The following is a 22,561-nucleotide window of genomic DNA, read 5'->3' as shown; positions in this document are numbered from 1 at the left end:
GTTATGGAAAACGGGGAGCACTGGTTTCATACGAAAGAGCAGATGGACTTTCTTTCTGACTGGATCAAGCAATGTACATGATATGTTCAAATGTTGAAACTATGTAACGGAAGAAGATGTGATAAAAAGTAAAAGGAGCCATGGTGTGTGATAAGCCATAGGTTCCTTTTTGCTTTCTAAAAAGGAGTAACATGGCAAAACTTATTTTTACTTCCCGATATTTAAAAGATGCAAAACCATCTCAGAAAGAAAATTATGTCCATTACATTGGAACGCGGAAAGGGGTAGAGAAAATTGATACAAGTAAAAAGCACCTCCCAGCAACGGTGAGTCAAAAGAAGTTAGTGCATCAGCTCCTGCAGGATTTTCCGGCGACAAAAGAAATGCTGGAGTATGAAGATTATCAAAGAAAACCAACAATCGAAAATGCCTCGGAATTTATTTCCTGTGCATTGGAACAAAATCTTGATATAGCAGCGACGCGAAAAAATTATGTGGATTATCTGGCGCATCGTCCCCGTGTAGAAAAGATTGGGGAGCATGGCCTGTTTACAGATGAGGGAGAACCGGTGGTTCTTGGACAGGTGCAGAATCAGGTGGCAGATCACAAGGGAATTGTGTGGACACATGTGATTTCCCTTCGGCGCGAGGACGCAGCCCGGTTAGGGTACGACAGTGCTGTTCAGTGGATGGCATTGCTGCGTTCCAAACGGGCAATGCTGTGTAAGCATATGAAAATTGACAGCGCCAATCTGAAATGGTACGCTGCATTTCATAATGAAAGCCATCATCCTCATGTTCATCTATTGGTGTACTCAGTAAAAGATGGAGAAGGGTATCTGACAAAGCAGTCGATTGAGGCCATGCGTTCTGAGCTGGCACATGATATTTTCCGTCAAGATTTTGCAAATATTTATGAGGAGCAGGCACAGTCTCGTATGGATTTAAAGGAACGGTCGGAAGTTGTAATGAAAACATGGATAGATGAAATACGGGCGGGGACGCTTAAGAGTTCGGAAATTGAAACCAGTATGATGCAGCTTTCTAAACGGCTGCAGAATACAGGCGGGAAAAAGGTTTATGGCTACCTGAAGAGAGATGTGAAGGATCTGGTTGATCATATCGTAGATGAGTTGGAGAAAGATGACCGGGTGTCTGCCCTGTACCGGGAATGGGGGCTATGGCAGGATGAGATTGTGAAGACCTACCGAAAACAGACGGAAGAATTACCGCCTTTATCAAAACAGCCTAAATTAAAAAGTATCAAAAATATGGTGATTGCAGAAGCATTGAGGCTTGGCAGTCATCATTTTTTGTTTGAAGAGAATGAAGATGGATACTCAGAACCAAAGGACGATTTTTTTATACAAGAACCAGATCCGGTAGCAGAGCTGACAGGGGAACTAGATTCGGACTATGCGGAGGAGGAACTCAAGCAAGAGCTTTTTCCTAATGGCAGAAAAGAAAAATCCAGTTCCAACTGGTGGACAGATGGATATATACAGGCTAGGAATTATTTGTATGGCAGCGATTCTACATTACAGGATTTTGAAAAGGCATATCAGAAGTTCCTTCAGGAAGCAGAGCAGGGGAATGGGTTTGCCATGCACGACCTTGGCCGGATGTTTGCGGATGGCTTGGGACGGGATGCGGATGTGGGGCTGGCACAGAAATGGTATGAGAAAGCATTGGAAGCATTTCTTGTAAGAGAAGAATCCGTAAAGAAAAAGGAGAAACCATATCTGCAATATCGTATTGGGAAAATGTATGCTTCTGGTTTGGGAGCAGAACAAAATTATGAAAAGGCGGCACACTGGTTTTCTCAGGCGGCTGCAATGGACCATAAGTATGCCCAGTATTCTCTGGCTGGGCTTTACCGACGGGGACGGGGGGTGGAGCAAAATGATATGCGGGCATTCTCTTTATACAGGAGTTCGGCAGAACAGGGAAATCCTTATGCCAGTCTGGAACTGGCAAAGATGTATCGGGATGGTCTTGGTACAGAGCCGGATCCCAAACTAGCAGAGAGAGGATTTCAGGATGCGTATTCCGGTTTCGTGATATTGGAAGAAAAAAGTCATGATGATAAACTGCAGTACCGAATTGGTCAGATGCTCCACACAGGAACGGGAACCGAAGCGGATGATAAGAGAGCAGCTGAATATTGGGAAAAGTCTGCCAAGCTTGGAAATACCAATGCTCAGTATGCACTCGGAAAACTCTGGCTGGAAACGGGAAGTGGAGACAGCGGCCAGGCAGTGGAATGGCTTACAAAAGCAGCAAATGCAGAGCACTCAGCTGCCCAGTATGTGTTGGGGAAATTATACCAGGATGGTGTGTATTTTAATAAAGATATGGATCAGGCCATGAAATGGTTCCGCTCTGCAGCAGAACTTGGAAATGAATATGCTGCATATCGGATGGGATGTTTGTTGCTTTTGGGGGAGGAAATACCGAAGGATGTGGAAGCGGCTGTGAAGTGGCTCAGTCTGTCAGCGGAAAAAGGAAATCCGTATGCGCAGTATCGGCTTGGAATGCTATATCTCAAGGGGGAAGAGTTTTCTCCCCAAGTGGAAGTGGCAATGAAATGGCTTCAACAGGCAGCGGAGCAGAAAAATGAATGGGCCTTTTATCAGTTAGGGAAGTTATATCTTTCAGGAGAACATGTAACGAAAAATGTGGAAACAGCAGTACATTACCTGGGACTATGTGCGGAAAAAGGAAACCAGTATGCTCAGTATGCGTTGGGAAAGTTATATCTCTGTGGCAGAGATGTTTCCCGTGATCGGGAAAAGGCAGTGGAATATCTGACAGCATCGGCAGAACAAGGAAATCTGTATGCCAGTTTTTTACTGGAACATCTGGATGCATATCAGGATCCGTCCTTGTTTCTGGCAGCAACCAGACTGCTTCATCATCTGGAAAAGCTGTTTTGCGAAGAAGTACAGAGACCAATGGAAATGAAGCGGTATCAGATTGACCGGAAACGACGCAGGAAACTGTCAGAGAAAAAGCAGGCTCAAGGACATCATAGGGATGATCAGGAGCCGGCACAAGGTATTTATTGACGAAGGAGGATGGCATGGGAGAATTTGTTTATTTTACGGAAGAACAGAAACAGAGGGCCAATGCGGTGGATCTGGAAGATTTTCTTTCCAGGCAGGGGGAAAAGCTGCTTCGTTCTGGAAGAGAAAAGCGCCTGGCCAGTGATCACAGTATTACAGTGAGGGGAAATCGATGGTATGATCACGCGACAGAAAAGGGAGGCTGTGCCATTGACTTTGTGCGGATGTTTTATAACCAGAGCTTTCCGGACGCAGTTACAATGCTGCTTAGCGGAGAACAGGGAGTTGCATACCAGGAAAGCGTGAATCAGCAACCAGAACCGAAAAAGCCATTCGTACTTCCAGAAGCGAACCAGACCATGCACCGTGCTTTTGCGTATCTGATAAAGACAAGGTGTGTGGATCCTAAAGTAGTATCTGTATTTGCAGGAAAACACATGATTTATGAAGATGTCAAATATCATAATGTTGTGTTTGTGGGTTTTGATTCAGATGGAATTCCACGCCATGCACATAAAAGGGGAGGGGAGTAGGATACAGGGAGTCATTATATTTATTTGTATAGGTTTGGGGATGTTCGCTGTAATCGGCAGTCTGGTAATGATATCAAATCATTATACCTTAAACGGAATTAAATCGAGAACGGTAGGAGACGGGCAGTATGGAACTGCACGGTTTGCAACGGAAAAGGAAATACGGGAAACGTATGCTCATGTACCATATGAACCGGAGCAATGGAGAGCAGGAAAGCGTCTACCAAAAGAGCAGGGGCTGGTAGTTGGATACAAAAAGAAAGGAAATTCCATCACAGCACTGGTAGACAGTGGAGATATTCACTGTCTCATGATCGGGGCAGCAGGAGTGGGTAAGACCGCAAACTTCTTATACCCCAATATCGAATATGCCTGTGCTTCTGGAATGAGTTTTCTCACCACAGACACGAAGGGCGATCTGTTTCGTAATTATGCAGGTATAGCCAAGGAATATTATGGCTATCGGATTTCCATTCTGGATTTACGAAATCCCACCCGTTCTGATGGCAACAATATCCTGACGCTGGTTAATAAATACATGGATGAGTATTTAAAGAATCCTGAAAATCTGGCAGCAAAGGCAAGAGCAGAGAAGTATGCAAAAATTACAGCTAAAACAATCATCTGCTCTGAAGGGGCTTCTGCCAGCAGTTATGGACAAAATGCTTTTTTCTATGATGCAGCAGAAGGTTTGCTGACTTCTGTGATTCTGTTGATTGCAGAGTATTGCCCGCCAGAGAAACGCCATATCATTTCTGTGTTCAAGCTGATTCAGGATCTTCTGGCGCCATCCCCCGTGAAGAACCGGAGCCTGTTCCAGTTACTTATGGATAAGCTACCACCTACTCACAAGGCGAAGTGGTTTGCAGGAGCAGCTTTAAATTCTGCGGATCAGGCAATGGCCTCTGTGCTATCCACAACCATGTCCAGATTGAATGCGTTTCTGGATTCTGAAATGGAACAGATCCTGTGCTTTGAGAGTACCTTGGACACGGAAACATTCTGTAGGGAAAAGTCAGCAATTTTTATTGTGCTGCCGGAAGAAGATAACACGAAGTATTTTATGGTATCCCTGTTTTTACAGCAGCTTTACCGGGAAATGTTGACGATTGCAGATGAACATGGAGGAAAGCTGCCCAACAGAGTCATGATGTTTGCGGATGAAATCGGAACCATACCGAAAATTGAATCCATGGAGATGATGTTTTCTGCAGGCCGTTCCAGACGGATCAGCATGGTTCCTATCATTCAGAGCTTTGCGCAGTTGGAAAAGAATTATGGAAAAGAAGGTTCCAGTATTATCATCGATAACTGCCAGGATATTTTGTTTGGAGGTTTTGCACCAAACTCAGAGAGCGCAGAAATCTTATCCAAAGCATTGGGAAACAGAACGGTGTTGTCTGGTTCTATATCCAAAGGAAAAAATGACCCCAGCCAGAGCCTGCAGATGATGAGCAGACCATTAATGGCGCCGGAGGAGTTAAAGACATTGCCAAAAGGGAATTTCATTCTTGCTAAGACGGGGGTATGCCCTATGAAAACAAGACTTCCTTTGTTTTTAAAATGGGGTATCCGGTTTGAGGAGGTTTATGAAGTCCCGGAACAGGCAGCAAGAGAAGTTGTATATGCTGACCGATTGGAATTGGAGGAGGAAATAGTAAGGCGGTCTGATTTTGATGAGGAAGATTTATGGAGGGGATCTGTTGAAAGCGGAAAGTTGGAGGAGGCTTCTTTTTTAGGAGGAAAGGCTCATGGAGAGACAGCGAAGGAAAAACAGCATAAGGCAGCTACTCGAAGACCACCTCTTAGAACCGATTAGCAGAGAGGAGAACAGATGGCTTATTTTTCTAAAATTTATTCTTCAGATCTGCCCCATCGGGCTAAAGCTGTGTATATGTATTTGAAAGACCGGAGTAATACAGACGGACAATGCTATCCTGCGATTGGTACTATCGCAAAGGAATTAAACCTATCACGGAGAACTGTAGAGCGGGCGATTCAGGATCTGGTAAAGGCTGGGCTTATAAAAAAGGAACAGAGGTGGCGTGAAAACGGAGGAAAAAGCAGTCTTTTATATACGCTGATAGACAGCAGCTAGAAGATACGCCACCAAGGGATCAGTTTGTTTTCTTGGTGGCATATGGGATATGGCAATATGACATATGAAGAGAAGGTATCACTTGAAGAAATATAATAATCAGAGAAAAAATTAGACAGTTATCTATAAAAAAGGAAGGTGGGTGTGAGGTTAATGCGTATCAATTTTTGGTGAATATAAAACAACTTAGGGTAAGAAAAATATTCCCGAATAAAACAATATGTGGTATAATAAAAAACAATGCTATGTGAACAAAAAGGGTGCTGCGATGAAACAATATATTGGACAGCAATTTGCTGCTTTAAGATACGAAAAAAATATTTTGGTTGTTGAAGAAACTACATCTGCTGGTGGATGCGGCTCCTTCAACGCGGCTTCTTCATGTCCTGCGTCAGCCTGTCTTTATGACAGTGCGGCGTGGGGCTTTTTTATTGCCTGAAAGGAGTATGAGAACATGAGTCTGAAATATACCTGCCCCAGCTGTGGAACCCCCTTGGGTTATGAGGGATTGTGTTGGAAATGTAAGTGCGAGCAAGAACGGCAAGCTGCTCTTGCCTGGACGCCGGAACAAATCACGCAGAAACAGAAAAACCTGATCCAGAACATCCAGAAGCTGGCTGATATGGAGGACCCGGAGTTCACCGACTTTTGGCAGCTGCTTGGCTACCATGATGCCATCACCCCGGAGATTCAGCAGGTGGCACTGGCCGCAGAGGTGTTTTGGCCCTGTGAGCTCTACTACCACGCGCCAGAGGATGTGCGGGACGCTTTAGTTGCTGCCCTGCTAAAAGCAGAATACTCTCGGAATGCCGCCGACCTGATGAGTTGCCTTGCTATGCAAGGAGATGACAAGGCAATGGAGACTCTGCTGGAGCTGGAGCGAAATCCCCGGCCCTGGCGCAAGGGTCTCTATGTAGACTCATCCAGCTATGCGCAGATCGGAGGCTGGACCTTCGACAAGGAGGGCCAGAGAATCCAACTCAACTTCGACACCTGCTATCCTATGGTCAAGGGAACCACTGGCGAGAAATCTCCCATCCGCATTGGCCGAGCACGGGAGGACACCTGTCCCCACTGCGGCGGACACATGGTGGATATTTTGGTGCTGGATGGCCGGGATGAGCGGCTGAAATTCCTGGGGCTGGACGGCATCCTGACCGCCACCTGCTGCCCCAACTGTGTGGGATTTTTGAAAGGCCCCGCCTTCAACCGCTTTACTCTGGACGGCGGCGTGGAGGTCTTTCCCTCCGAACTCTTTGATGGTGCGGAGAAGACGAAGTGCTATGTTCGGCCCGAGGACTACAAGGCCCTCACTGAAAATCCCTTTGTGCTGGGCAAGACGCCGGTACCCTTGTTTTACGGCGCGGCCTGTCAGGATGTGAACACCATCGGCGGCTTTGCCAACTGGGTGCAGGACGCGGAATATACGACCTGTCCTCACTGCGGCAAGCCCATGAAGTATCTGGCCCAAATCCAGTGGGATACGGTGTTTGACTGTGCGGAGGGCACGCTCTATGTGGAGTTCTGCCCGGACTGCCATATCGTGTCCATGCAGCACCAGCAGACCTGAAAGGGAGAACGCCATGAAAAAGAGAACGGTTAAGGACTTTATTGCTCTGTACGCCCCGGAAGATGAGGAAAAGCTGGTACTGATTCAGGACGGTATCAGCGCGGATAAAACTTTTCTGGATACCTTCTGGGCGGCGCATACCCATGTCCTCGCAATGGCAGATGTCCAGACTGGACAGGTGATCTCCAGTCGATGCTACCTGAGCTGGCCGCTGACGGACAAGGAACGGGATGCCGGTGACTATTCCAAGCGGTTCGCCAAGGGCCAGATATACCGGATCAAAGCCCGCGGCTGGAAAGGTGATGCCCTCAGTGAACCCCAGTGGTATGTCACGGAAGTGTTGGAGGAAGGTGTGTCCTGTCCGGCACTGGAGGAAATCTGGGCGGAATATACAAAACCCATTCTTCTGAAAGATGAAGTGCTGGGAACCCTCACGCTGGATCGTGAGATGAGCACATTCGATGGGACCTGTAAGTGGATGGGAAAAGAAGTCCAGATCTCGTTGGATGTGGAGATTGAAAAGAAAGCGTCCTGGACCCGCGTCACCAATGTGATGAAAAAACTGCTGGCAGATCAGGAAGTCTGGGATAAATCTCTGCGAACTATGGCTGCCCAGAAACTCACTGCTCAGGCCAACGAATGGCTGGCCGACAATGACCAGACTGACCGAAACCCGGAGAAAGACCCCATCACCGAGGATGAGTTCGCCCGGCGCATCCTGCTCACCGAGTTTACAGTATCTCCTGGTGGGCGTTTTACCGTCTGGTATGAGGACGACGATATGTTCTGGGGCCATGTGGTCACTGTGGATGGGACACTGAAAAAAGGCCCTGTTGACGCTGATATACAGGGCTGACTACAACCGTTTATGGAAGGAGGTGCCCATTATGTGCGAGCACTGCCGAAACATTCAAATATGGAGAAAATTTGATGCCCCCAAGGACTACCTGGCCTGTATTGCTTATATTCAGCAGTTGGTGGGACAAGGCGAATTTGAACTGATAGCAGAGGACTCCACCTGCTCGCTGGAGAAGGTAAAGACTGAGGATGGATGGGCAGACGAAATTATGGCTCACATGATTAGGTGCAAGCACTGTGGCCAGATCTTCACCTGTGTGGTCAACACCTGGCGAGGCAGTGGACACTTCAAAAAAGGCAAGGGATAACACAGAAAAGGCGGTGAAACGATGAATCGGACAGAAGAAATAAAGCTGCTGGAGCAACTCGAACAGTGGAATAGCAAGGACGAGTATTCCCAGTGCATCCAGGCCATCGAAGCTATCCCGGAACAGGAGCGGGGCTATTTGCTGACCGTCAAGCTGAGTCGGGCTTACAGCAATCTGGCGGTTCTGGGAGATCATGGAGTGCATGGGACCGACGGTGAAGTGGACGAGGATCTCATCCGACACGCCATTGATCTGCTGGAGTCCGTCCGCACCCAGGGAGAGAACGACCCTTACTGGAACTCCCGGATGGGCTATTCCTGCCTGATGGCATACCGCTCCGCAGCCACCGCCTATGAATACGCAAAATGCTGGCTGGCCCTGGCCCCGGATGACCCAGCCGCCCAAAAGCTGGTTCGGGACTGCGAGGAATATCTGGAGGAGGAAAAAGCTCTGGAGCTGGATTTAAAAGAGCGGGAGGAAATCATCCGAAAGGAAACTCCCGATGATGTAAAGGGGGGTATCTGTAAATGAACAGTGGACAGATCACAGCATTTTTGCAAGAGCATTGGTACATTGCCTGGGTGCTCATCGGGGCCGTGATTTTAATTGGGGCGATCCGCAACTGGAACTGGCTCTGCGACCCCACTGGTACGCGGGATGCTCATCGACACAGCAGAGGATACCGGCGTGTGGTTTTCTTTCTGCTGGGTGTCCTCCTGATTGTGGTGAGTATCTGGGGATTTGTGCTGAAATTGAAATAGGAGGAGCAATCCCATGACCCAAGAAGAACAGATCCGACTCTATCGGCTGATGGAAAAACTCAACTGGTTTTTCCACCAAGAGATGCACTACCTGAATAGAGATATTGCGGAAAAGACCGCACGGGAGTGTTACCCGGAGATTCGGGATTTTACATACGATATTTTGTGGAATGACCTGCCCAAAGAGGTGCAAGAACAACTTGAAGCAGATTAACCCCCAATGACTTTGTACTGGCTCAGGAGGTGGAACTACAATGTCGATCACTGCTTATAAAATAGAAGCCGTCGGCCATGACCGAACCGGCGAAGACTATGGCTATGTAAATATCATGTACCGCTACGGCAACAAACAGCCCTGCCCCCGACCGGATCAGTGCGAAAAGATGGAAGTCATGTGGGCGAATGAGAGCGTCTATGGACCTCCTGCCCCCGGCAGCAAGGTGGGGGATTCTATACAGACATGGCTGATGGGCTCCTGGAACTGCGGCGTGTTTACCCACTGGGAGATCGCCCAGCGGCTGATGGATGCCTTCACTGGCCTGAAACTCAAGGAGCTGGAATGGTTCGAGAACCCCAGAGAAAAGACACTGAAAAACGGCAAACCCCGTGCGCGCCGGGCCAAGTGGCTGCCGGAGCGGGAGGCGGATTTGGTCTATCTCTACGCCGACCACTACATTGACGCCAGAAATCCGACTCCCGCAGAAACCGACTTTTTCACCGTCACAAGGATGGACGCCTGGGGCGTGAGCACCTGGTTTATGTGTACCCCACAGGCCGCTGAGAAGCTGATTGCCATGGATTACGACAATCTGGCCGTCAAGGAAACCACCATTGTGGGATAGGAGAAAACGAATGATGACTTTGGAACAACTGCCTCCCAAGGGCGTAAAGCGAGAACAGGCCATTTTGGAGCTGGGCAAGGATGAAGCAAACGGCGAACTGCTGTTCCAGCTTGTGAATACAGAAAAGGGCAAGTGCAAAACGGCTGCTCAGAAGGCCTTGGCGCAGCTGGAGTATGCCCCTGCTGCCCCACTGTGGGCCAAACTGGTCAAGGGCAAATGGATGGGCAGCAATATCATGTCAGATGCCTGCTCCGACTGTGTATCGGAGCAGATCGCCCCGGTTATTCTGAAGACTCTCTCCCAGCTGCTGGACGAGGGGGACACAAAGCCACTGGATATAGAACAACTGAACTTCTGTTTCCATTTGATGTTGGGGAAAGCCTCGCCTAAAATGCTGGAGGTCTACCGCTTCCTGGCGGAAAACACCCAGCGGATCGCCCAGCTGAAACGCACGCCTGTTTATTCTCGTGATGATTGTACCTCCTGGTGGATTACGGACGGGCTTCGCATTTGGGATGCCACACCCAAGGAAAAAGAGAAAATTCCCGCTGTAGTGCTGACCGCCGCCCTGATCCGCAACCCGGATGAGCGACTGCAAGCATTGGCTGATGAGCTGAATGAACGCTACGGCGGCAGCTGGCTGATGCCGGTCTTTATGAAGGCAATCATCACCCAGCCCAAGGAGCAGGTGTATGAGACCTATTCGCCCCTTCTGGATACGCCGCAAAAAGGCTATTTGTTCCATGCGCTGGGAATGCTCCATTACCGCTGTTATCCGGAAGGCTGGACCTATGAACGCCTGGGCCCGGATGGAATGATCGCTCTGATTTTTTGGGGTTATTATAGCTATGGAACCTATGACACAAGGTTTATGATTGAACGCTATGTGGATCTGGATGAGCGGTGGTTCTTTGATCTGGCTAAAGACCCAGAAGGACGCAAACCTACGGTGACATGGCAGACTTACAACCGGGGCGGTGTTCTGTATGGAAGCTACGACGAAATGTTCATCAGTCTGCTGCCCCGCAAGGTGGAAAACCCGGAACTGAAGCGCATTCTACGGGACTACTTCCGTATTCGCAGCGAAAAAGTGAGAGTGGAAGAAAGTATTACTGTTTACAAAGACGCTGCTGAGCGGTTCGGAGATGAATAATAATTGAAACAACAACGAAAGCAGGTGTCTTATGTACCAAATTGCATATATTGGCCGCTGGGAGACTCTCCCGGAAACGGCTGCCGCCATCTGTGATCATGACACTCCCAAGCTGGAGGCGCTGCTCCAAGACGGTCTGGATTTAGATGTTCCCATCCAACTCAGCGAATACATCAAGCTAATGCCATTGGAAATCGCGGTTTTTCGGAATGATGTGCCCATGATTCACTTCCTACTGGAGCATGGAGCTGATTCCGGTCTGGCAGAGGAACAGCCCTTGCTGCTCACCGCTGTCCGCTGTTGTGGGTCAGAGGTGGTGGCGCTCTTTGCTGGACAGGCCGCAAAACTCAGCCCGAAGCAGAAAGAGCGGGCCTTCCAGGAAGTGCGCTGGGGCAAGCGCCCGGAGAATATCCAGGTGCTGGAGCAAGCCGGGATCACAGTGGACAAGTTTGGCGGCGAGGCATTCCGGGCCGCTGTGTCCGAAGGCAATACCAAACTTGCCCGACTGCTTCTGGAAAAAGGGGCAGACATCAATTACCACAAGCCGGACATGGTGTTTCCGAACGCCTCCACCGCTGTCACTGAAGCTGTCCGACACAAAAATCTCCCCATGGTGCGTTGGCTCATTGAGCAAGGAGCCGACATCACCATTGCTGACAAATACGGCGACCGGCCTTACACCGTGGCGGTGCAGAACAAAAATCAGGAGCTGGCCGACTACTTAAAAGCCTTGGAACCGGAGGAATGGCACAACGAACAGGAAAAGGTCCGGCAGCTCATGCCCTATAAGCTGCCCGCCAAGCTGGTGGAATATCTAAAAACCGGCCCCCTGCGGCTGGAGTTCCAGGAGCAGGAATGGGTGAAATGGGCGGAGCTGTACGCCTACATGGATGTGCAGGAGATGACCTGGAAACGAAAAAAGCTGCTCTCCCTCATGGCGGCCATGGATAATTACAGCGACTACCTGCTGCTGTGGAGCCCCAGGGACAAAAAGCTGTGGTATCTGGACATCGAGCATGAGGAATTCCACCCTCTGGCCAAATGGGACGACTTCATCGCAGACCCAGGCCGGTATCTGAACGGGATGATCGAGGGTGAGTTTGAGGAATAAGGAGCAAACCGATGACAGAAGAAAACAGAACTTACATCACCCATCTCAAAGCTGCCTGCATTGAGGGGTAAGGAGGATACCATGATGAAACTGAATTGTAAACGCATTGATTTACCATATACGCCCGGCGAGGAGATCTTCACCTTTCCCGAGGAATCGGGACTTCCCTTTCTTTTCGATGTAGAGGAAGAACTGACTGCTGATCCTGCCGCTATGGATGCGGTGGGAGAAATGCTGGATGAGGCGGAGAAACTGGCGGAAAAGGCCAAAGCCGCTATCAAAGGGGCGCTGGCGGACGAGGACAGCTGCTACCATAGCGTTGTGACATTTTTCATGGAGTTCCACCGGGACGAGGTAGGCCCTGATATTGCGGCGGATCTTTTTCCAGGAACCGACCTGGCCAAGCTGTCCTTTACTGAGATGGTGGACTTTTTGCGGCTCAAACGGTTTGGCAGCCTGGTGGATAGCGAGATGAACCAGCAAGTTTTCATTCTGGATCTGTCCTTCAATCCGGAAATCACCGACGAACTGATGGTGGTCTACTTTGATTTGAAGAAGGAGATTTTCTGTATCACACATGAGAGCTGAGGAACGAAAAAGAGAAAAATATCTGCCCACACTTCTGATCCAGCAGATCCGCCTGCAATGGTATAAAGACTGTCGGGGCGGAAACGCCGCCGCACAACGAAACCAGTATCCCAGAGCGATGCGGCTGCCTAAAGACTTCTTCTCTTACTATTCCTTTGGCCTGCCTACACACTTTGTATCTATCTTACAGAGGCCCGATGGATTTCAGATCGATAAGGACTGTCGCAGGCTAATGGAATGGAAGCCTAATAGCACAATGCGGCTTCACCCTTTTGAACTGATTCAGCTGGAGTCCGGAATCCAGGTGCGTTACCGCTATGATTGGCATATTGGTGCGATGCCGGAGCGATATACCTATGATAAGACCGGGCAAAAACAGCCTCTCAATGAGCTGGCACTGGATTTGATTCCTGGTGATTATGGTCGGGCTGTCTGCAATGGGCGGTTCCGAGACTGGGACACCGGGATCTGGTATTATGTGCTGGACATTTTGAATGTGATGCCGCTTGCAGAACCCACCGACTCATTGACCAGTTTTATGGACAGAGAACCGAATAAGATATATACCCAGATCGACCGGCTGTGGTGACGAAAGACAGGAGGATACTACCATGACGAAAGAACGCATCCCTATCTCTGGCGATCTGGGCAGCAAGGTTAAGCAGCTGATGGAGTACGCCGGATGGTACGAAGGCCGCAGTGTGGATATTTCCATTGCGGAGAAGTATTACGCCGATCATGGCGTCCCGATGATGAAGACCACCCAACGATTTTACCGCAAGTATTTCGGCCTGTGCTGCGAGTGGTACTTGGCGCAGAAAAAGCTGAAATGGGCGGCTGACTTTGAGTTTGCTTTGTTCCCTTACCTGGTCAACGAGATCAAAAACCATTTGGAAGAAGCCTATTTCCGGGATATGTCCGGCTGTGAGCTGGCGGAAATCGAACAGGCTGCCGGTCAGAAGTGCCAGCCCATCGGTCACATCGGCTACTACTACCCGGCAGAGGTTTGGATCTCGGAGTACGGGAAACTGTATGCGAAATATGAGTATCAGGACGAGATTGAGTGCTTTCCTGATGTGTTTGCCCTGATCGAACGGGAACTGCGGCAGTGCAACTTTGATTCCGCTGCCATGAAAACAGTTGAGGCACTGGATGGAAAGGTATGACGAAACAATAAGGAGAAAATGTTATGAACATGAAAGAAAAACTGGAGTCGTTGGGCAAAAACAGCATTGTGTTGAAAATTGCTAAGAAAGAAAAATATAAGCTGGGCGCCACCCGCTTCGGTGGGAAGCCGGATGTGCCCCCGGACTTCGTTTGGCCTACTTATGAGGGCGAGAGCTATGACCATGTGGTGAAGGATCGTCCCCTCACTTTCCTGGCACAGTTCAACTGTGAGGAGCTGGCCCAGTTTGACAAAGAGCATCTTCTGCCCGATCACGGCCTGCTCTCCTTCTTCTATGAAACGGATACCCAGTGCTGGGGCTATGACCCCAAGGACAAGGGCTGCGCCCGCGTCTATTGGTTTGAGGATCTTTCGGCACTGTCCGCTGCAAACTTTCCTGTTGATATGGAGGAAGATTTCAAATTTCCTATGGTCAAGATCAAGATGGACGCAAAATACTCCTATCCTTCCTGGCAGGACTTCCATGAGGTGTTCCCGGATGAGAAGGATGACGAGGCTTTCAACGATGCATGGGAGGAACTGACCGGCGAGGACCCAGAGGACCCGGATGACCGCTCCCAGCTGCTGGGCTGGCCCTATGTGATCTAGAACAGCATGTTTGCCGAATGTGATTTGGTTAACCAAGGATACTATCTGGGCAATGGCTGGGTTAAGATTCCAAAGGAGGTTCGTCAGCGGGCGGAAGAAACGGCCCGTGACCGCTGGATGCTGCTGTTCCAGCTGGATATCGTGGAGTATGGCGACTTCGAGCTGATGTTCGGAAACTGCGGGCACATCTATTTCTACATCACCAAAGAGGACCTGGCAGCCCGCCGCTTTGATCGGATATGGCTGGTCCTCCAGTGCTACTAAAAACATGAAACAGGACTTTACTATTTGGCGCAATCAAATATTACAGAATCCGCGGGACATTTTACCGCTGAAATTCGGAATATCGCAGGATGAGGTCATAGAAATCTTCGGGAATCCTGATGCCGTTTCCACCATGAAAAGCGATGGGAAACCTTTGATCCTCAAATACCATGACATTGAACTGCATTTCGATAGAAAGGCTCCTCATGGGCTCTACTTGATTTACAGCGACGATGAGATTGAACTGAGCATCACAGCCGAGCACGAAGAAACGCTGCAACCAATCACCAACACAGAGCCGGTGGACAACGAATTTTTCCTTCGGGATGGAGCCGTCTATTTCTCTGGCCTATATGAAAACGGCTTGTTGAAGGGTGTTGCGCCCAAAGACTTCTGCTGCTGGCGTTACTGGGGCAAATCCTCTACGGCCTGCTTTCTCGGCGGGATTCGCCTGCGTGGAGCAGTCCCGGCATCGTTTCGGGTGTTAAACTATGCCTACGCGATTGACAAAGCAGCCGTCTACACCACCAGCGGGAGAATTCCAGATGTAGATCTGGCAGCCTTCCAGGTATTAGACAATGGCCAGAACGATTCAGGTGCGCCCCAGGGATATGCAAAGGACAGCCGGCAGGTCTACTTTCATAACGGGGACGGCAGGGTGAAAATCATCAAGGGCGCGGAAGTTTCCTCTTTCCGCTCGTTGGGCGATACCTATTTTGCCAGGGATGAGAAACGGATCTATGCCTACGGCAAACAGCTTCCAAAGGCAGAGCTGACTTCCTGGGAACTACTTGGGCACTGGTATTCCCGCGATGCCAAGCGGGTGTATTACCTCAACCGGGAGATCAAGGGGGCGGATCGGGACAGTTTCACAGTCTGCACTCCTATGGATGCGGCTCCGCTTGCCGATCATCTGGCCCGCGACAAAGACCATTTTTACCAGAACGATGAGATGATAGACGAAACACTGTGGCTGGAAAGGCTGCACGAGATAACCTAAAAACCGTAAACGGAGGAAAACGACAATGGACTATTTGAAAATACTGCATGAAAACCCTGATTTGGCAGAGGAATTTGATTCGCTGTTCGACTTCTTCCTGCTGGATGAGTTATCCCCGCGGGATGACGCGGAAGGCCGATGCACCTTTTCAATGCCCGGCATGGCGTTTGCCAGAGATGGCTCCGGCGGAGAATACCACCTGTTGGAAGATGGCTCCATTGGATATTACAGCAGCGAAGGTGAGGCAGGCCGTCTGGCCGAGAGCATGGACGCTCTCTTTTCCCTGATTGTGAGCTGTATCTGCTGGCACGACTGCTGTGACGCAAAGCAGTATGTAGATTCCAAAACACTGGAGGAATATGGGCAGAGACAGCGTAACACAAACTTGGAAGATATGGATAGCTTGCGGCGGGTGTCTGATGCGCTCGGTATCCCTACCGGTGAGCCGCTGGCTCCGGTTCTGGAGCGGTTCCGCAAAGCAACCCAGCGTGAGCCCGTGTATCAGTGTATATTCCACGAGGACGACGGAAGCTTGACCGAATCATACGGTTTGATGTTTGAATGAGAAAGGAGGAATCACGATGAAAACATTTGATCCGAATTATAAACTGCTGGACGAGATGTATCAGGACGATTACTATCCTGCTTTTCTGGTAGACAAGGTAAAGGACGAGCTTCAGAAGGTCATCGACCTGTTGGAAGGCGGCGAAACCGATACCGAAGTGGTGCAGGAAACGCTGGACGAGGCGGTCTGCGGCATCAATGATCTCCAGGAGGAGTTTGACGAGAACGACAGCGAGATCGAAACGGTGGCACGGGAATGTATCGCGGCAACAGTGGCCTACATTCTGGAGTGGTTTGGCATCCCCATTGACACCGAGGAGGCCATCCGGGAAAGGGATTGGTGAAAACGATGTCCATTGAAAAAATGTTTGGCGAACTGGATAAGATCGACATTCTGGCAGAAACCAAAACCGGAGAAGTTCTAATGGTTTTGGTCTGCAATGGCTTTATTGACGGCTCCCCGGAAACGCAGAAGGCCCTGCTGGACAAGATGGAGGGCTATCTGAACCACACCCAGAGCGAGGAATTTCAAAAGGAATATGGGGATCGGCCCGTAATTCTGCGTGTGACCCTTGGCCGGGAGCCGGATGAGCACATCCTGGCCCTGCTCAGCAAGTGCCCTGCTTGGGCAGAGGACTATGGCGTAGAGCTGGAAATAGAAATTGGAGGAAAACAGGTTCGCATTGTAGAGAGCTGACCGATGCTTAAACCGAATCAACAGGAGGAAACCACTATGCCGACTACCGAATGGCTAAATAAATACGAATCAATCAAGGATAAACTGGTCTGCAAAACGGACCTGGACGCTCATTTCACAGAAAAAGTGATTGGGAACATGGGCGTGAATGTGCTGGACATTGGTGCCGTCCACTTCCCTACCGGGACGATCTTCGCCTGCGATCCTCTGGTGGAGCTGGAGGATACACCGCCCTTAATCCAGACGATCCCCGCCGGGACTTATCCCGTAAAGATCTGCGTGGTGCCCAGTGAAAAATACGGCGACCGCTACGCCTGTGTCAAGGTGGAGGTCAGTCGGGAGAAGCCTGTCCGCTATGAGTTGGGTATGACGGGCAAAGAAGATCTGGACGAGGGACTGGATGAGGACGATTATTTTGGCTTTGGCGTAGACGCCGGGATGGGCTGCGTTGCGGACATCCAGACCCAGGCGGCTTTCAAGACATACTGGGCTAAGCGGCTGGAGGAAGCCCCGGACATTGACCCCTACAACGACCTGTTCTGCGACTTACTGGAGGAAAACGCCCAAGCCTACCCCAAATATCAGGGGGACTGCGGCGACTGGCTCAACTGGACAGTGCCGGACACGGACTGCAACCTGCCCATCTTCTCCTCCGGCTGGGGTGATGGTTACTATCCCGTCTACTTCGGCTACGACGCCAAGGGCGAAGTCTGCGCCGTGTATGTGCGCTTCATCGACATTGAAGCCAGCTACAAGGAGCAGGAATAAGGAGGCGCACTATGGAATTACCGAAACGGGCGCGGACAGTGAACTGGGAGAGCGGTGTCCTGACCTTAGATGGGGAAAAGCAATTTGAAGTCCCGGAGCTGACCGCAGAGATCATGGAGCAGCTGGCCGGTTACACCCTGGTGGGCTTTCATGTGAAAGGCTATCTGGTGACCGATGAACTGCTTGCCCCCTTTGCCGGGCATAAAAGCATGGCCAACTTCGGCGTGGAGGACGGTGCGCTCACCGACGCCTGCTTTCCCGTTTTTTCTGCTATGCCCAAGCTGCGCTATCTGCTGTTGGACGGCAACGCCGCCATTCACGGCAGCGGCCTGTCCTCCTTGCAAGGCTGCAAGCTGGACCTTTTGACCCTTAACCGGACCGGGCTGGATGATGCCGGTCTGCTCCAGGCGGCTTCCATCCCCAAGCTCTCCCACATCCAGATCGACCATACCGCCGTTACCTATGAGGGCCTGTTGGCCAGCGCCGGCAACAACCGCATTGAGCCGGTATCCCATGTGCAATTCACCAAGAAGCAGATGGAACACTTCTCCCAGCTCCAACGGGAAAAGGCCAAAAAGCCCGTCCAACTGGATGGGCAGGCGGCGGAAGAATGTCGCAGAATCTTGTCCGCTTTCTTTGCCGAGATGACAGAATGGGAGAAATACATGGAGCAGGCTGGGTTTGAAGATGCTGATGCTGTGCCCCGCGTGCTGGCAATTTGGGAGAAGTATGTGAGCGAAAAGCCCCGTCCGGGCTATCGACCTCTGGGCCTCTCATACAGCGCCCAGGGCACCTACAACGGGGAAGAATTCCTTGACGCAGAGCAGATTACCAAAAACAAGCTCTACATTTACACCAGAGAGAAAAACACCGGCTTTGACCGTCGTTTCCTCATGAAGCGCGTGGGCGAGGGCTGGATGATCGATGCGGTGCAGGAGCGGCTGGACGGCTGGCAGCGAACAGGATTGTGAGGCATCACATGGCTTGGGAATATGAAACCTTTGGCTCGGACGGTCAATGCAAATTGTTCGGTGTGAACATCTTTGACTACGACTGGCAACCCACTGGGAAGCGAGTAAAAGTCCAAGACCCGATCTATCACCAAAACCATACCTTCGAGGTCTGGCAGGTAGAGATTGACGGGCAGATCCACCGCTTTGCTGCTGGAGAGTTCTCCAACTGCGTATGGGGATTTTATTTAGAGAAAGACGGATGAAAGGAGTGTGTGGGCGCATGAGCCGAATTGTTGATGAACCCTACTTTACATATAGTGCCTACAGCGCCCTCGCCACCGGCATCCAGGTGAAATGCCCCAAGTGCCACGGCGCAGGTGTGGTGACAGCGGATGATGACAACGCCTATTTCCGATGCCTGAGCTGCGGTCATCAGGAAATCTGTGACTGGACGATTTACCGCTATGATGTTCATAACCAATGCAAAAACTGCGGCAGGTACTACCGAGTGGATATTGAAGATACAGCAAAACAGCACTTTTCCGTTCTCCATGTGGCCTGTCCCTATTGCGGGGCAATCATGTCGGGAGAAGTCCATAAAACAGCGGAGGCTTTCTCCTACATTGCTGATATTCAGAACGGACGAGAACCCTATTTTGGCCTGGAACTTTGGTTTTTGACCTCCTTCCAGGGTAAGCCAGTCTGGGCCCTCAACCGGGAGCACCTTGCCTATCTGATCGACTATCTCAGTGCCGATTTGCGGGAAAAGCCGCCGGGAAGAGCGAAAAAGACCCAGGCCGATCATCTTCCAACCTTTATGAAAACCGCAAAGAATCGGGAGCGGATCGTGAAGCTGCTGAAGAAAATGTAGGAGAAATGAGAATGGAACAGAAAGTAATTTACAACGGCCAAATTCTTACTCTGACTCACTTTTGGGCAACGGGAGAGCCTTGCCTGTGGATCACCGACCCACAGCAGATCGGGATGCCTAAAATGGAGTTTGTGGGAGGCCACCCGGACGAATACTGCATTTTCCTGAAAAATCTGACAGAAACAGAACTGTCACAGATCACATCTCTGGACGGTGCTCCACTGGATTTGAAAGAAGAACTAAGCGACATCGAATGAGGAGAACACTATGAAAGACCTTTGCCAATACGGAAACCGGCCAGAGGACGAATGGGAAATCTTGCCCTGGATACCTGATCTGCGCCCGCCCTTCAAAATTTGGGTGAAACCAGAGCAGATCGCGCCATTCTTTCTCATTCCCCACCACCCCTATGCGATCTCCCTTCTGCTAAAGATCAGCGACGGATTCCGGACAGAGGAATTCCGACGACTGGGACTGATCGGCAGCAGCAAGGACTGGGAACAGCTTGTCCGGGGCGTGATCCAGGAGTTCGAGGAAAGTAACAGCGGCGTGGATCTGTTTCACTTCGACTCCGACGAGGATGTGTTCTGCGTGTACTCCCAGTACATCGACGATTTGATGCTGCTGTCCAAAATGATCCGGGCGGCCTGTGATGATGTAAAAGCGATGCGGACTTATCTGGGTATAGGTGAGGTGGAACATGAGAAATAAGGAGCAGGAGTTTGCATGGCGAAAAGTAATAGAAGCCTGCATGGAGGATGTGAAAAATCACTTCGCTGACATCCAGCAGGCCATTGAGTTTGGTTGGTACATCCAGCCGGACAACTACTTTGTGTCCTACATCTTTGCCACCGACTCGCAATTAGAGACGGCGCGGCGGAGCGGCCTGACGGAACAGATCAATTCCTATCACAGAGAGCAGCTGATAAAGCGTCATTACCCCATTGAGGGAATCAAGGACTGCACCTTTGCCTCCCAGGAGGAATGTGACCGGGAATTTGGCGGGAATTGGTATTACTATTTCAAATGATACGATGAGGGTATCGAGATGATTGAATATATCAAGCTCTTTTGGGAGGACGCACCGGAGGGAGAACCATTGGTGATCCTCTATGAAGTGGATACAGGAAATGAGCGGCTGGCTCTCCGCTCCATTGACATCTTTGCGGATGGCCGCACCCGCAATATCCCTGCTCTTTACGAAGGCGCTATCGAGATCACGCCGATCCCCACCGTGGATGAACTGAACGCCCATGTCTGGGGCGAGGAATTCCACGCCTGCGTCATAGAGAAAGCGGAATTTGAGGCTATCTGGGAAAGCCGATTTTATAGCGGAGCGTTTTGAAAAGCGAGGAATGACAATGGTTGAGATCAATCGCGTCTGGATCAATGTGGATACAGACACCAACAAAATCATACTATTCGGCCGCCCCCGTGTATCCATCCGTGTGGATGAGTACATTTGGAGTTTGATCGAAGAACATATCGTGAAGCCCCATAAGCTCATGCGCAGCGAAAAGCATAGGTATCTGCTGAAAATTTCGTTTCACCGATTTGATCCGGTGCGGCACCGATATTATCCGCTTTCCCCGTACAACGGGCCGCTTCGGGAAGGCGTCAAGCCGGACAGCGCAAACGGATGGTATCCCCGTGAGGACTTTGCAGACGCTGAGGAACGCGCCACCTGGTTCTCTCCTGATAAAATCTGGACAAACTGCGGAAACAAGGTTCTGGATGTCAATATTGATGCCGCCAATGTGAGCGCGAGCATCACCACCAGAGAATATGCTGACCTGCTGTTCGATGGAATCGGGTCAGCATTGGTGTTTAATTTCAAAAGGCTCAAGCGCGAGGAGTTTGATGCGTTGAAATCCGAGATCGACTGGAGCGTGGTAGAGAGTTTTCCCTTTCCCGCACCCTTTGAAGATCAGCAATACATTGGAGATGAAGGCAAAATTCATGTGTATTCCTGGGATGGCAGACAGGAAACGACTCTTGTAGGCCCCTATTCCGTGCGGGAATTGTATCTGGAACATTTCGGAGAATAGTTAGGAGGAATCTGATGAAACAGACAGATATTTATACCGAGGCTCTGTCTTGCCTGCGCCTAATTTTGTTGGCTGATCACCCTGAATTTGAAAACTGGATCGACTGGCTGGAGCGGGATATTGAGGACTGGACCCAGCGGCGGGAGGTCGCCCACCACCTTCGGGCATACGGAGGCATGGGTTCCTTCAACGACCTACCCAGTATGCGTGGAAATCATGACTATATTTTCGGCTTTCTCAAGTCAGTGTGCTATGCCTTCGGCCACCTTTATGGCAAACGAGAAGGAGTTTCTCCGGAGGCGTTGATGGAGGAATGCGTTCGCGGCATGGAGCAGGAAGATTATTATTGCCGCAAGGAACTGAACCAAGCCATTGCCCAGCACTTGATGCAGGGCGATTTGCAGGAAAATTGGGATAAGCTGTAGGAGGATAAATGATGGTTCAAGCGTGGCGCAAGGTGGATTTTGGCACCGGAACGGTCACCTTTCTGGATGACACACAAAAAGAAGATATACTGCAAGTGGAATATCCAAACGGATTTTTGTGGGATATGGGCTGGTATCAGGACAGATATATCATTCTTGTCATTCGGGATTTTGATTGGGTGCATCCGGTCAAGCAGTATGAAACGGCAGATAGGGATCAACTTCCTGCGCTGTTGACAGAGGCGGTTCGCAGTGTAGAACGGGCATCTCAGAATGACAAAGTGGAGAAATGGTGCAAAGAATCGTGAGG

At 50.2% G+C, this 22,561-nt stretch carries 31 protein-coding genes and 2 pseudogenes; all 33 read left to right on the top strand.

Annotated elements, in window-relative coordinates; translation table 11 throughout:
• The first annotated feature begins 191 nt into the window (after window positions 1-191).
• The 33 genes and pseudogenes from mobP3 (at window position 192) to DWY89_RS10620 (ending at window position 22,559) form a co-directional block, all read left to right on the top strand.
• Window positions 192-3,068 carry a MobP3 family relaxase gene (gene mobP3 / locus DWY89_RS10775; RefSeq protein ID WP_117471955.1) on the top strand — a complete coding sequence of 959 codons (2,877 nt, stop codon included), beginning with the start codon at window positions 192-194 and terminating at the stop codon, window positions 3,066-3,068.
• Window positions 3,069-3,082: 14 nt separating this feature from the next.
• Window positions 3,083-3,589: pseudogene (locus DWY89_RS10770) on the top strand (DUF3991 domain-containing protein); the annotation flags it as partial.
• A 49-nt stretch (window positions 3,590-3,638) separates the two neighbouring features.
• Window positions 3,639-5,417: a VirD4-like conjugal transfer protein, CD1115 family gene (locus tag DWY89_RS10765; protein ID WP_117471952.1), complete on the top strand. Its 1,779-nt coding sequence runs from the start codon at window positions 3,639-3,641 to the stop codon at window positions 5,415-5,417.
• A gap of 15 nt (window positions 5,418-5,432) precedes the next feature.
• Complete coding sequence (locus DWY89_RS10760) at window positions 5,433-5,696, top strand: helix-turn-helix domain-containing protein (RefSeq protein ID WP_002593789.1); 264 nt, start codon at window positions 5,433-5,435, stop codon at window positions 5,694-5,696.
• A 268-nt stretch (window positions 5,697-5,964) separates the two neighbouring features.
• Entirely contained in the window at window positions 5,965-6,135 is a 171-nt protein-coding gene (locus tag DWY89_RS14395; RefSeq protein WP_181968292.1) for a hypothetical protein, read from the top strand.
• A gap of 15 nt (window positions 6,136-6,150) precedes the next feature.
• Window positions 6,151-7,266 carry a hypothetical protein gene (locus tag DWY89_RS10755; protein ID WP_117566503.1) on the top strand — a complete coding sequence of 372 codons (1,116 nt, stop codon included), beginning with the start codon at window positions 6,151-6,153 and terminating at the stop codon, window positions 7,264-7,266.
• A gap of 13 nt (window positions 7,267-7,279) precedes the next feature.
• Window positions 7,280-8,122 carry a DUF2262 domain-containing protein gene (locus DWY89_RS10750; protein WP_117471946.1) on the top strand — a complete coding sequence of 281 codons (843 nt, stop codon included), beginning with the start codon at window positions 7,280-7,282 and terminating at the stop codon, window positions 8,120-8,122.
• 31 nt (window positions 8,123-8,153) lie between these two features.
• Window positions 8,154-8,432 carry a hypothetical protein gene (locus DWY89_RS10745; protein ID WP_117471944.1) on the top strand — a complete coding sequence of 93 codons (279 nt, stop codon included), beginning with the start codon at window positions 8,154-8,156 and terminating at the stop codon, window positions 8,430-8,432.
• A 21-nt stretch (window positions 8,433-8,453) separates the two neighbouring features.
• Entirely contained in the window at window positions 8,454-8,963 is a 510-nt protein-coding gene (locus DWY89_RS10740) for a hypothetical protein (RefSeq protein WP_117471942.1), read from the top strand.
• On the top strand, window positions 8,960-9,193 hold the full coding sequence (locus DWY89_RS10735) for an immunity 17 family protein (protein ID WP_117471940.1): 234 nt from the start codon (window positions 8,960-8,962) through the stop codon (window positions 9,191-9,193). Before DWY89_RS10740 ends, DWY89_RS10735 begins: the two co-directional genes overlap by 4 nt.
• 13 nt (window positions 9,194-9,206) lie before the next feature.
• On the top strand, window positions 9,207-9,407 hold the full coding sequence (locus DWY89_RS10730; protein WP_117471938.1) for a hypothetical protein: 201 nt from the start codon (window positions 9,207-9,209) through the stop codon (window positions 9,405-9,407).
• Between the two features lie 40 nt (window positions 9,408-9,447).
• On the top strand, window positions 9,448-10,035 hold the full coding sequence (locus DWY89_RS10725; protein ID WP_117471936.1) for a hypothetical protein: 588 nt from the start codon (window positions 9,448-9,450) through the stop codon (window positions 10,033-10,035).
• Window positions 10,036-10,045: 10 nt separating this feature from the next.
• Entirely contained in the window at window positions 10,046-11,188 is a 1,143-nt protein-coding gene (locus tag DWY89_RS10720) for a hypothetical protein (protein ID WP_117566502.1), read from the top strand.
• A 31-nt stretch (window positions 11,189-11,219) separates the two neighbouring features.
• Window positions 11,220-12,299 (top strand): ankyrin repeat domain-containing protein, encoded by a 1,080-nt coding sequence (locus tag DWY89_RS10715; protein ID WP_117471932.1) that lies wholly within the window; start codon window positions 11,220-11,222, stop codon window positions 12,297-12,299.
• A gap of 84 nt (window positions 12,300-12,383) precedes the next feature.
• Window positions 12,384-12,887 carry a DUF2004 domain-containing protein gene (locus tag DWY89_RS10710; protein ID WP_117471930.1) on the top strand — a complete coding sequence of 168 codons (504 nt, stop codon included), beginning with the start codon at window positions 12,384-12,386 and terminating at the stop codon, window positions 12,885-12,887.
• The gene (locus tag DWY89_RS14825; RefSeq protein ID WP_117471928.1) at window positions 12,877-13,476 is read left to right on the top strand and encodes a hypothetical protein; all 600 of its coding nucleotides are present in this window, start codon (window positions 12,877-12,879) and stop codon (window positions 13,474-13,476) included. The genes DWY89_RS10710 and DWY89_RS14825 overlap by 11 nt, the downstream gene beginning before the upstream one ends.
• A gap of 22 nt (window positions 13,477-13,498) precedes the next feature.
• Entirely contained in the window at window positions 13,499-14,053 is a 555-nt protein-coding gene (locus DWY89_RS10700; protein ID WP_117471926.1) for an SUKH-3 domain-containing protein, read from the top strand.
• A 23-nt stretch (window positions 14,054-14,076) separates the two neighbouring features.
• Window positions 14,077-14,925, top strand: a pseudogene (locus DWY89_RS10695) (YwqG family protein).
• A gap of 133 nt (window positions 14,926-15,058) precedes the next feature.
• Window positions 15,059-15,925 carry a DKNYY domain-containing protein gene (locus DWY89_RS10690; protein WP_243022814.1) on the top strand — a complete coding sequence of 289 codons (867 nt, stop codon included), beginning with the start codon at window positions 15,059-15,061 and terminating at the stop codon, window positions 15,923-15,925.
• A 25-nt stretch (window positions 15,926-15,950) separates the two neighbouring features.
• Window positions 15,951-16,490, top strand: coding sequence for a hypothetical protein (locus DWY89_RS10685; RefSeq protein ID WP_117566501.1), 540 nt, complete (start codon window positions 15,951-15,953; stop codon window positions 16,488-16,490).
• A 16-nt stretch (window positions 16,491-16,506) separates the two neighbouring features.
• Complete coding sequence (locus DWY89_RS10680) at window positions 16,507-16,833, top strand: DUF5713 family protein (protein WP_117471920.1); 327 nt, start codon at window positions 16,507-16,509, stop codon at window positions 16,831-16,833.
• 5 nt (window positions 16,834-16,838) lie between these two features.
• The gene (locus DWY89_RS10675; RefSeq protein WP_117471918.1) at window positions 16,839-17,186 is read left to right on the top strand and encodes a DUF6572 domain-containing protein; all 348 of its coding nucleotides are present in this window, start codon (window positions 16,839-16,841) and stop codon (window positions 17,184-17,186) included.
• A 3-nt stretch (window positions 17,187-17,189) separates the two neighbouring features.
• Window positions 17,190-17,954: a DUF4241 domain-containing protein gene (locus tag DWY89_RS10670; protein WP_117471916.1), complete on the top strand. Its 765-nt coding sequence runs from the start codon at window positions 17,190-17,192 to the stop codon at window positions 17,952-17,954.
• 11 nt (window positions 17,955-17,965) lie between these two features.
• Window positions 17,966-18,925: an NTF2 fold immunity protein gene (locus tag DWY89_RS10665; protein WP_118524673.1), complete on the top strand. Its 960-nt coding sequence runs from the start codon at window positions 17,966-17,968 to the stop codon at window positions 18,923-18,925.
• Window positions 18,926-18,933: 8 nt separating this feature from the next.
• A complete protein-coding gene (locus DWY89_RS10660; protein ID WP_117471912.1) occupies window positions 18,934-19,170 on the top strand; it encodes a hypothetical protein in 237 nt (78 codons plus the stop codon).
• Between the two features lie 17 nt (window positions 19,171-19,187).
• Complete coding sequence (locus tag DWY89_RS10655; RefSeq protein WP_117471910.1) at window positions 19,188-19,778, top strand: hypothetical protein; 591 nt, start codon at window positions 19,188-19,190, stop codon at window positions 19,776-19,778.
• Between the two features lie 11 nt (window positions 19,779-19,789).
• Window positions 19,790-20,035 carry a hypothetical protein gene (locus DWY89_RS10650; protein WP_181968291.1) on the top strand — a complete coding sequence of 82 codons (246 nt, stop codon included), beginning with the start codon at window positions 19,790-19,792 and terminating at the stop codon, window positions 20,033-20,035.
• A gap of 10 nt (window positions 20,036-20,045) precedes the next feature.
• Window positions 20,046-20,489, top strand: a complete 444-nt coding sequence (locus DWY89_RS10645; RefSeq protein ID WP_117471906.1) for an Imm51 family immunity protein — start codon at window positions 20,046-20,048, stop codon at window positions 20,487-20,489.
• Entirely contained in the window at window positions 20,479-20,808 is a 330-nt protein-coding gene (locus DWY89_RS10640; protein ID WP_117471904.1) for a hypothetical protein, read from the top strand. The genes DWY89_RS10645 and DWY89_RS10640 overlap by 11 nt, the downstream gene beginning before the upstream one ends.
• Before the next feature lie 18 nt (window positions 20,809-20,826).
• Entirely contained in the window at window positions 20,827-21,123 is a 297-nt protein-coding gene (locus DWY89_RS10635) for a hypothetical protein (RefSeq protein WP_117471902.1), read from the top strand.
• 16 nt (window positions 21,124-21,139) lie between these two features.
• The gene (locus tag DWY89_RS10630) at window positions 21,140-21,826 is read left to right on the top strand and encodes a hypothetical protein (RefSeq protein WP_242990539.1); all 687 of its coding nucleotides are present in this window, start codon (window positions 21,140-21,142) and stop codon (window positions 21,824-21,826) included.
• 14 nt (window positions 21,827-21,840) lie between these two features.
• On the top strand, window positions 21,841-22,251 hold the full coding sequence (locus DWY89_RS10625; RefSeq protein WP_117471900.1) for a hypothetical protein: 411 nt from the start codon (window positions 21,841-21,843) through the stop codon (window positions 22,249-22,251).
• A gap of 8 nt (window positions 22,252-22,259) precedes the next feature.
• Window positions 22,260-22,559 (top strand): hypothetical protein, encoded by a 300-nt coding sequence (locus DWY89_RS10620; protein WP_243022813.1) that lies wholly within the window; start codon window positions 22,260-22,262, stop codon window positions 22,557-22,559.
• Window positions 22,560-22,561: the final 2 nt, after the last annotated feature.

It is taken from the genome of Clostridium sp. AF27-5AA (assembly GCF_003478415.1).
GTDB lineage: Bacteria > Bacillota > Clostridia > Lachnospirales > Lachnospiraceae > Otoolea > Otoolea fessa.
This window is presented reverse-complemented; position numbering and strand designations above follow the sequence as displayed.

Excerpts from the sequence above, each read along its gene's own strand:
- mobP3 (WP_117471955.1), top strand. The coding sequence starts at position 192 with ATGGCAAAACTTATTTTTACTTCCCGATATTTAAAAGATGCAAAACCA.
- DWY89_RS10765 (WP_117471952.1), top strand. The coding sequence starts at position 3,639 with ATGTTCGCTGTAATCGGCAGTCTGGTAATGATATCAAATCATTATACC.
- DWY89_RS10760 (WP_002593789.1), top strand. The coding sequence starts at position 5,433 with ATGGCTTATTTTTCTAAAATTTATTCTTCAGATCTGCCCCATCGGGCT.
- DWY89_RS14395 (WP_181968292.1), top strand. The coding sequence starts at position 5,965 with ATGAAACAATATATTGGACAGCAATTTGCTGCTTTAAGATACGAAAAA.
- DWY89_RS10755 (WP_117566503.1), top strand. The coding sequence starts at position 6,151 with ATGAGTCTGAAATATACCTGCCCCAGCTGTGGAACCCCCTTGGGTTAT.
- DWY89_RS10750 (WP_117471946.1), top strand. The coding sequence starts at position 7,280 with ATGAAAAAGAGAACGGTTAAGGACTTTATTGCTCTGTACGCCCCGGAA.
- DWY89_RS10745 (WP_117471944.1), top strand. The coding sequence starts at position 8,154 with ATGTGCGAGCACTGCCGAAACATTCAAATATGGAGAAAATTTGATGCC.
- DWY89_RS10740 (WP_117471942.1), top strand. The coding sequence starts at position 8,454 with ATGAATCGGACAGAAGAAATAAAGCTGCTGGAGCAACTCGAACAGTGG.
- DWY89_RS10735 (WP_117471940.1), top strand. The coding sequence starts at position 8,960 with ATGAACAGTGGACAGATCACAGCATTTTTGCAAGAGCATTGGTACATT.
- DWY89_RS10730 (WP_117471938.1), top strand. The coding sequence starts at position 9,207 with ATGACCCAAGAAGAACAGATCCGACTCTATCGGCTGATGGAAAAACTC.
- DWY89_RS10725 (WP_117471936.1), top strand. The coding sequence starts at position 9,448 with ATGTCGATCACTGCTTATAAAATAGAAGCCGTCGGCCATGACCGAACC.
- DWY89_RS10720 (WP_117566502.1), top strand. The coding sequence starts at position 10,046 with ATGATGACTTTGGAACAACTGCCTCCCAAGGGCGTAAAGCGAGAACAG.
- DWY89_RS10715 (WP_117471932.1), top strand. The coding sequence starts at position 11,220 with ATGTACCAAATTGCATATATTGGCCGCTGGGAGACTCTCCCGGAAACG.
- DWY89_RS10710 (WP_117471930.1), top strand. The coding sequence starts at position 12,384 with ATGAAACTGAATTGTAAACGCATTGATTTACCATATACGCCCGGCGAG.
- DWY89_RS14825 (WP_117471928.1), top strand. The coding sequence starts at position 12,877 with ATGAGAGCTGAGGAACGAAAAAGAGAAAAATATCTGCCCACACTTCTG.
- DWY89_RS10700 (WP_117471926.1), top strand. The coding sequence starts at position 13,499 with ATGACGAAAGAACGCATCCCTATCTCTGGCGATCTGGGCAGCAAGGTT.
- DWY89_RS10690 (WP_243022814.1), top strand. The coding sequence starts at position 15,059 with ATGAAAAGCGATGGGAAACCTTTGATCCTCAAATACCATGACATTGAA.
- DWY89_RS10685 (WP_117566501.1), top strand. The coding sequence starts at position 15,951 with ATGGACTATTTGAAAATACTGCATGAAAACCCTGATTTGGCAGAGGAA.
- DWY89_RS10680 (WP_117471920.1), top strand. The coding sequence starts at position 16,507 with ATGAAAACATTTGATCCGAATTATAAACTGCTGGACGAGATGTATCAG.
- DWY89_RS10675 (WP_117471918.1), top strand. The coding sequence starts at position 16,839 with ATGTCCATTGAAAAAATGTTTGGCGAACTGGATAAGATCGACATTCTG.
- DWY89_RS10670 (WP_117471916.1), top strand. The coding sequence starts at position 17,190 with ATGCTTAAACCGAATCAACAGGAGGAAACCACTATGCCGACTACCGAA.
- DWY89_RS10665 (WP_118524673.1), top strand. The coding sequence starts at position 17,966 with ATGGAATTACCGAAACGGGCGCGGACAGTGAACTGGGAGAGCGGTGTC.
- DWY89_RS10660 (WP_117471912.1), top strand. The coding sequence starts at position 18,934 with ATGGCTTGGGAATATGAAACCTTTGGCTCGGACGGTCAATGCAAATTG.
- DWY89_RS10655 (WP_117471910.1), top strand. The coding sequence starts at position 19,188 with ATGAGCCGAATTGTTGATGAACCCTACTTTACATATAGTGCCTACAGC.
- DWY89_RS10650 (WP_181968291.1), top strand. The coding sequence starts at position 19,790 with ATGGAACAGAAAGTAATTTACAACGGCCAAATTCTTACTCTGACTCAC.
- DWY89_RS10645 (WP_117471906.1), top strand. The coding sequence starts at position 20,046 with ATGAAAGACCTTTGCCAATACGGAAACCGGCCAGAGGACGAATGGGAA.
- DWY89_RS10640 (WP_117471904.1), top strand. The coding sequence starts at position 20,479 with ATGAGAAATAAGGAGCAGGAGTTTGCATGGCGAAAAGTAATAGAAGCC.
- DWY89_RS10635 (WP_117471902.1), top strand. The coding sequence starts at position 20,827 with ATGATTGAATATATCAAGCTCTTTTGGGAGGACGCACCGGAGGGAGAA.
- DWY89_RS10630 (WP_242990539.1), top strand. The coding sequence starts at position 21,140 with ATGGTTGAGATCAATCGCGTCTGGATCAATGTGGATACAGACACCAAC.
- DWY89_RS10625 (WP_117471900.1), top strand. The coding sequence starts at position 21,841 with ATGAAACAGACAGATATTTATACCGAGGCTCTGTCTTGCCTGCGCCTA.
- DWY89_RS10620 (WP_243022813.1), top strand. The coding sequence starts at position 22,260 with ATGATGGTTCAAGCGTGGCGCAAGGTGGATTTTGGCACCGGAACGGTC.